The sequence below is a fragment of the Rhodoferax sp. genome (assembly GCF_028689305.1).
GTDB lineage: Bacteria > Pseudomonadota > Gammaproteobacteria > Burkholderiales > Burkholderiaceae_C > Rhodoferax.
This window is the reverse complement of sequence record NZ_JAQTWM010000130.1, coordinates 1-7,157: the sequence shown is the minus strand read 5'-3', so window position 1 is coordinate 7,157 and position 7,157 is coordinate 1. Positions and strand designations below refer to the sequence as shown.

Sequence of the window (7,157 nt, the reverse complement as noted above, 5' to 3'; positions counted from 1 at the left end):
GCCAGGCGGGTCAGGTTGATCTCGAACAGGTGCCTGGCATCCAGCGTGCGTAGCCCAAGATCGCGCTCCGGGTCGAGCGCAATCGAAGCCACGATGCCCACCCCCATGCCGAGTTCCACATAGGTCTTGATCACATCGGCGTCCATGGCGGTCAGCACCACCTCCGGGTGCAGGCCCACCTCTTCGAAAGCGTTGTCAATGTGGGAGCGCCCGGTAAAACCCTTGTTGTAGGTGATCAATGGGTACTGGGCCAACTGCTGCAAGGTAACCGGCTCGGTGTGTGCCAGCAGTGGATGATCAGGTGGCACCACGATGCTGTGGGTCCAGCGATAACACGGCAAGGTCGCCAGCTGCGGGTAATGCGCCAGCGCTTCGGTGGCGACACCAATGTCGGCCTCTCCCGACAGCAACATCTCGGCCACCTGCTTGGGGGACCCCTGGTGCAGATGCAGGGTCACCTGCGGATACAGGGTCCGGAAATCGCGCACCACATGCGGCAAAGCATACCGCGCCTGCGAGTGTGTGGTGGCCACCGACAGCGGCCCGTCCAGGCGCGAACTGAAGTCCTGCCCGGCGCGCTTGAGATTGGCGCAATCCAGCAGCAGCCGGTCCACAATGGGCAACAGGGCTGAACCGGGGGCGGTCAGCCCGGTCAGGCGCTTGCCAGCACGGACAAAGATGTCCACCCCCAACTCTTCTTCCAGCTCGCGGATCTGCCGGCTCACGCCGGGCTGCGAGGTATGCAGAACACCAGCCACCTCGGTCAGGTTGAAGCCGCTGCGAACGGTTTCGCGGATCGATCGAAGTTGCTGGAAGTTCATGGTTCAAACGGCAGTGCCCGGCATCAAACGGCGGCCAATGCCTGCGCCAGATCGGCCAGCAAGTCGTCAATGTGCTCAATGCCCACCGACAGGCGTACTGCGTCTTCCGGGATACCGGCCTTGGCCAGTTCCTCGGACGAGAGCTGGCGGTGGGTGGTAGAGGCCGGGTGGGTGGCCAGCGACTTGGCGTCCCCAATGTTGACCAGGCGGGTGAACAGCTTGAGCGCATCCAGAAACGCCGCCCCGGCCTTGCGGCCTTCACCCGGTGCCGACTTGACCCCGAAGGTGAACAGGCCCGAGGCCTTGCCACCCAGGTATTTCTGCGCCAGTGCGTGGTCCGGGTGGCTGGGCAAACCAGCGTAGCTGACCCACGACACCTTGGGGTGGTTTTGCAGGAATTGCGCCGCCTTGAGGGTGTTGTCGTTGATGCGGTCCATGCGTAACGCCAGCGTCTCGATGCCTTGCAAAATCAGGAAGGCGTTGAACGGCGACAGCGTGGCCCCGGTGTTGCGCAGCGGCACCACGCGGGCACGGCCAATGTAGGCCGCGGGCCCGAGTGCCTCGGTGTAGACCACGCCGTGGTAACTGGGGTCGGGTTCGTTCAGGCGTTTGAATTTGCTTTTGTAATTGGCCCAGGGGAATTTGCCGGAGTCGATGATGGCACCACCCAGGCTGTTGCCGTGGCCGCCCAGGTATTTGGTGAGGGACTGCACCACAATGTCGGCACCGTGCTCAATCGGGCGCAACAGGTAAGGTGTGGCCACGGTGTTGTCCACAATCAGCGGCACGCCGTGGCGGTGCGCCACTTCGGCAATCGCGGCAATGTCGGTCAAGCGGCCTTGCGGGTTGCTGATGGACTCGATGTACACCGCCTTGGTCTTGTCGTCGATCAGCGCTTCCAAAGCAGCCAGGTCGCTGGTGTCGACAAAACGCACCTGGATACCCGAGAGCGGGAAGGTGTGCGCAAACAGGTTGTAGGTGCCACCATAGAGCGCGCTGCTGGCGACGATGTTGTCACCCGCCTCGGCAATGGTCTGGATCGCATAGGTCACGGCGGCCGAACCCGAGGCCAGCGCCAGCGCGGCAATGCCGCCTTCCAGTGCCGCCACACGCTGCTCCAGCACGTCATTGGTCGGGTTCATGATGCGGGTGTAGATGTTGCCCGGCACCTTCAGGTCAAACAAATCCGCGCCGTGCTGGGCGCTGTCAAACGCATAAGCCACGGTCTGGTAGATCGGCACCGCCACGGCTTTGGTGGTGGGGTCCGGGCTGTAACCGGCGTGAACCGATTGGGTTTCAAATTTCCAGGATGCTGACATGTGAACTCCTTGAGGGGTTGCTGAGGTATGTCAGCAACTTTAAGGGCGCACGGTACAAACTCAAACTACTTAAAAGTAGGTTCATAAGAACGGAAATGTCTTTAGATGACCATGCGCTGCCTGTCGACCAGCGAGGTGACACCCGCAACCGGACCAAGTCTGCCCGGCGGGGCTTACTTGCTTTCGGATTTCATCGCATAGAGGCGCTTGTCCGCAGCGGCAATCAGCGAGGCCTGGTCTGTGCCGTCTTCCGGGAATTTGGCGAGTCCGTAGCTGAAAGACAGACGGTATTCGGCCTCACCCAGCCGTGTTGGCCTGGACCGGAGTTTGGCGCGAATGCTGGCGATGTTTTTCTCCATCACCGCCAGCTCGGTCTGATGGTAGATAGCCACAAATTCGTCGCCGCCGAGCCGACCGATGATGTCTGAATGGCGGCACGAGGCCTGCAGTGCGCTGGCAATCAACATCAGCATCTGGTCACCCGCCAGATGACCCAGGGTATCGTTCACGTGTTTGAGGCTATCGGCGTCAAACAATGCCACGACAAAAAATTCGTTGTAACGCAGCGCCCGATTCAGGGACATCTTGAACAGATCCTCGAAATACCGCCGCGTCAGCAAGCCGGTGAGTGAATCCACCTGGTAACGCTTGATATTGGACGTGTACCGTTCGCGCGCCAGCAGCCCAATCTCGATCTGCGTCCTGAAGCGTTCCACAATCTCGACATCCTTGGTGTCATAAGTATCGGACACCGCAGAATCCAGATTCAGCAGGCCAAACAAGCGGTCACCGACGAAGAGCGGCGCACTGATGACCGACTTGTATTCCCAGGTGCCTGGCTTGAGCACGGTTTCGACCCGCTGGAAATCCTCCCGGTTGATGAGCATCGCCTCCTTGATGGCGCCGCCGGTGACCTGGTACAAAAAACAGTCTTCCAGCTTCAGGTGGAAGTTGGCGACAAACTCCTCGGTGAAGCCCTTGGAGGCGGCAAAGGTGAAATGTCCATCCTCACCCAAAATCAGCACAGAGCCTGTGCTGGCGGTGTTGAAGACACTGAAGAGGTAATCGAGAATCGTGCGGTAGATGAGTTCGATATCCTCATTCAAAAGGATTTCGCGATTCACCTTCACGTTCATCTCGGCAATCAGGCTCAGTCGGCGCGAGGACTCCTCAAGCGCCCTGAAACGGCGGTAAAGCAAAACCAGACCGATGTTGCCCAGCACCAGGCCAATGGCGATGGCCGCCGCCAGAAACGCCATATCTGTCCCGCGACACCAGAGCGCAACCAGGGTTGCGACAACGATGCCCACTTGCGCCAACGCCACCACCGCCAGGCCAGCGCCAAGAGAAAGGAAATGCCCATGCATGCAAGCAAGTATGGCATGCATTGAAAAGGTCCGAAAGTGCGCCGTCCTTTCAGCCTGGATCACTCAACAGGCGGCGTCGGGCCGCCTGGCGGGCTCAAAACCCCGCAATCACCGCGCCCTTGAACTGGGTCTGGATGAACTGGCGAATGGCTTCTGACTGATAAACCTTGACCAGCTTGGCCACCCAGGGTTTGTCCTTGTCCTGCTCACGCACCGCAATCAGGTTCACATACGGGCTCTTGGCGCTTTCCTGGGCGATGGCATCCTTGGCCGGGCTCAGGCCTGCTGACAGCGCGTAGTTGGTGTTGATGGCCGAAGCATCCAGGTCGTCGAGTGAGCGCGGCAGTTGCGCGGCATCCAGCTCGACAAATTTCAGCTTCTTCGGGTTGTCGATCACATCCAGCGGCGTGGCTTTCAGGCCCGCTTCGGGGCGAAGTTTGATCAGGCCCTTGTCTTGCAGCACCAGCAGCACACGGCCGCCGTTGGTCGGGTCGTTGGGGATGCCGAACTTGGCGCCTTCCTTCAGCTCAGCCAGGGTTTTGACCTTCTTGGAATACAGGCCGATGGGAAAGTTGACGGTGTAGCCCGCATTCACCAGCTTGTAGCCGCGGTCCTTGATCTGCTGGTCCAGGTAGGGCTTGTGCTGGTAGCTGTTGGCATCCAGGTCACCTGAATTCAACGCAGCGTTGGGCTGCACGTAGTCGCTGAACTCGACGATCTGGATCTTCAGGCCGTCCTTCTCGGCAATCTTTTTCACCTGCTCAAAAATTTGCGCGTGCGGCCCGGCGGTGACACCAATTTTGAGCGGCTTGTCTTGCGCCAGCAGCGGGCCGGCAAACGTGGCGGTCAGCGCTACGGCGAGGGCGGATTGGATCAGGGAGCGTTTGTTCATGGTGGGTTCTTTCAGCAGTGGTCAATCAAAGGGTGGATGAAAATTTATAAGAAATTGGCCTCTAGCCCAGGTAAAACTTGGTTATAAAGCTATAAAAACAATAGTGTTTTGGTTTGATGGAAGTACCAGGCGGCGTGCTCATTTGTGACTCAAGCGCCGCACTGCCCAGTCGCCCAGGCTTTGCAGCAGTTGCACAAAGGCAATCAGCACCAGCACCACGGCCAGCATCACTTCGGGCAGAAAACGCTGGTAGCCGTAACGGATGCCCAGGTCACCCAGGCCGCCGCCGCCAATCGCCCCGGCCATGGCCGAATAGCCGGTCAGGCTCACCAGCGTGATGGTCAGCGCCGCCACGATGCCGGGCAGCGCCTCGGGCAGCAGCACCTTGAAGACGATCTGCGATGTGGTCGCCCCCATGGCCAGCGCAGCTTCCACCAGGCCGTGATCCACCTCACGCAGGGCTGATTCGATCAGCCTGGCGATGAAGGGCGCAGCGGCAATCGTCAGCGGCACCACCGCAGCAGCCGTGCCAATCGACGAACCGGTAATGAGCCGGGTGAACGGAATGATGGCCACCAGCAAGATGATGAACGGCGTGGAGCGCACCGCGTTGACGATGCCGCCCACCACGCGGTTCAGGCGCGGATTTTCCAGCACACCACCGGGGTGGGTCAGGTGCAGCAGCACCCCCAGCGGCAGGCCCAGCACGGTACCGGCCAGGCCCGAGAGGCCCACCATCACCAGCGTCTCCCACAGCGAGGTGGCAAACAGCTCCAGCAGTTGCGGGGTAAAGGTGTCAAACATGGCTCAAATCCTCTTCGGTCACAAACACACCCACGCCCCGCAGGTGCGCCACAGCGGCGGCCACCTGGCTGGCTTCACCGCGGGCATGCAGCGCCAGCGAGCCAAACACCTGGCCCTGGATGTCGTCCACCTGACCGTGCAGGATGTTGAGGTCCACGCCAAAACGGCGGATCACATCGGACAGCAGCGGCTGGTTGGCATCGTCCCCCGCAAAGGCCAGGCGCAGCAGGCGGCCCTGGTTGCTGGGCTCGGTGGCCATCAGCTGGCGAAGACGCGCCACCACACTGGCGGGCAGCTCTTGCGGCAGGATTTCGTCAATCAGGCTGCGCGTGGTGGCGTGCTGCGGGTTGGTGAACACGTCCATCACCGCGCCCTGCTCGACGATCTGCCCGGCATCGATCACCGCCACCCGGTCGGCCACCTGCTTGATGACCTGCATCTGGTGCGTGATCAGCACAATGGTCAGGCCAAAGTCGCGGTTGATCTGGCGTAGCAGCCCCAGGATGGCGCGCGTGGTCTCGGGGTCCAGCGCCGAGGTGGCCTCGTCCGACAGCAACACCTTGGGGCTACTGGCCAGGGCGCGGGCAATGCCCACCCGCTGCTTCTGGCCGCCGCTGATCTGCGCCGGGTAGCGGTCGCGCTGCTCGTACAGGCCCACCAGGTCCAGCAGCTCATCCACCCGGCGTTTGATCTGCGCCGGGTGCTCTTGCAGCAGCTCCAGCGGCAGCGCCACGTTGTCAAACACGGTGCGCGAGCTCAGCAGGTTGAAGTGCTGAAAGATCATGCCAATCTGGTGCCGCGCGGCGCGCAGCGCCGGGGTGGACAAGGCGGTGAGCTCCGCCCCCGCCACCCGCACCTGCCCCTGCGTGGGCCGGTTGAGCAGGTTGATGACCCGGATCAGCGAACTCTTGCCCGCCCCGCTGCGACCAATCACGCCAAAGATTTCACCCGGGCGCACCTGCAAGTCAATGCCGCGCAAGGCGTGCACCGGGGTCGGATGGCCGGGGTAGGTCAGGCTGATGTGCTTGAGTTCAATCATGGTGTGCGGCGGTGCATGGGCGCGTGTGGCTGTGGAGGGACTTCAGACGGTTCAAATGGCACGCCATGCAAAAGTACGAGGGATGGGATTTTGCAGGCAACTCATCAAAACCGGAACTACTGTTTCGTCATGTTCTTATGGGCAATACAACATATGGCTGAAATCTTTCTTGAATCGGTTCAGCGTGCGTTCAGACACCAGCGCGCAAGATGCACGCCATACCAGCTCAAGGAGTTTTTGATGAAACGTCTGATGTCCTCCCCAACCTTTGCCGCCATCGCCCTCACCCTGGGCGCTTTTGCGGCAGCTTCGTCGGCGCAGGCCCACAGCGATGTGAGCTTTTCTGTGGGCGTGCAGGTGCCGGGCGTTTATGTGCAACCGGCACCGGTGTATGTGCAGCCCCGACCGATCTATGCGCCTGCGCCCATCCGCTATGAGCGCCATGACGAAGGCCGACGTTATGACGGGCCACACTGGCAACACCGCGGCCCTTACGGCGACCACGACCGCAATGGCTTCGCCACCGTCCACAAGCCAGGTGGCCCGCACCTTCCGTGGTATCCCCCGCACCGCTATGGCCCCAATGGTGACCTTGACCGCGACGGCGTTCCCAACCGGTTTGATCACGCGCCGAGCAATCCTTACCGCAGGTAGATCGCTGGGGCTGTGGGGGGTGTTGTGAATGGTGGCTGCTGAAAGCTGCCAGCGCGGCAGCCGGGGCAATTTCACTGCAAGCAATTCCCCCGGATTTGCAGCCATAACCGCCACATCGCAACGCAGGCGGGCTGTTCGTTCTCTGCCCACAATATGCGATTGCATAGATGAGCTAAGCCGCCTTGACTCCTTACAGCACAAGCTCGGCGCAGCCGTTTTACTTGCGCTGTTGGTGGCTTTGGCTATCGGCTTGACGCTTCT

General features: G+C 61.0%; 7 protein-coding genes. 1 reads left to right on the top strand and 6 read right to left on the bottom strand.

Going from position 1 to position 7,157, the window contains the following annotated elements; all coding sequences use genetic code 11:
* From PHW99_RS17450 to PHW99_RS17425, 6 genes are all read right to left on the bottom strand, one after another.
* Positions 1–821: CysB family HTH-type transcriptional regulator (locus PHW99_RS17450; RefSeq protein ID WP_300180640.1), on the bottom strand; the 821-nt coding region annotated here is incomplete at its 3' end.
* A gap of 23 nt (positions 822–844) precedes the next feature.
* The gene (locus tag PHW99_RS17445) at positions 845–2,140 is read right to left on the bottom strand and encodes an aminotransferase class I/II-fold pyridoxal phosphate-dependent enzyme (RefSeq protein ID WP_300180637.1); all 1,296 of its coding nucleotides are present in this window, start codon (positions 2,138–2,140) and stop codon (positions 845–847) included.
* A gap of 173 nt (positions 2,141–2,313) precedes the next feature.
* Positions 2,314–3,528, bottom strand: a complete 1,215-nt coding sequence (locus PHW99_RS17440) for a sensor domain-containing diguanylate cyclase (RefSeq protein WP_300180634.1) — start codon at positions 3,526–3,528, stop codon at positions 2,314–2,316.
* A gap of 73 nt (positions 3,529–3,601) precedes the next feature.
* Complete coding sequence (locus PHW99_RS17435; protein ID WP_300180631.1) at positions 3,602–4,399, bottom strand: MetQ/NlpA family ABC transporter substrate-binding protein; 798 nt, start codon at positions 4,397–4,399, stop codon at positions 3,602–3,604.
* A gap of 138 nt (positions 4,400–4,537) precedes the next feature.
* Positions 4,538–5,203 carry a methionine ABC transporter permease gene (locus PHW99_RS17430; RefSeq protein ID WP_300180628.1) on the bottom strand — a complete coding sequence of 222 codons (666 nt, stop codon included), beginning with the start codon at positions 5,201–5,203 and terminating at the stop codon, positions 4,538–4,540.
* A complete protein-coding gene (locus tag PHW99_RS17425) occupies positions 5,196–6,242 on the bottom strand; it encodes a methionine ABC transporter ATP-binding protein (protein WP_300180625.1) in 1,047 nt (348 codons plus the stop codon). Before PHW99_RS17425 ends, PHW99_RS17430 begins: the two co-directional genes overlap by 8 nt.
* Positions 6,243–6,482: 240 nt before the next feature.
* Between PHW99_RS17425 and PHW99_RS17420 the strand changes: the two genes are divergently transcribed.
* The gene (locus PHW99_RS17420; protein ID WP_300180622.1) at positions 6,483–6,896 is read left to right on the top strand and encodes a hypothetical protein; all 414 of its coding nucleotides are present in this window, start codon (positions 6,483–6,485) and stop codon (positions 6,894–6,896) included.
* Positions 6,897–7,157: the final 261 nt, after the last annotated feature.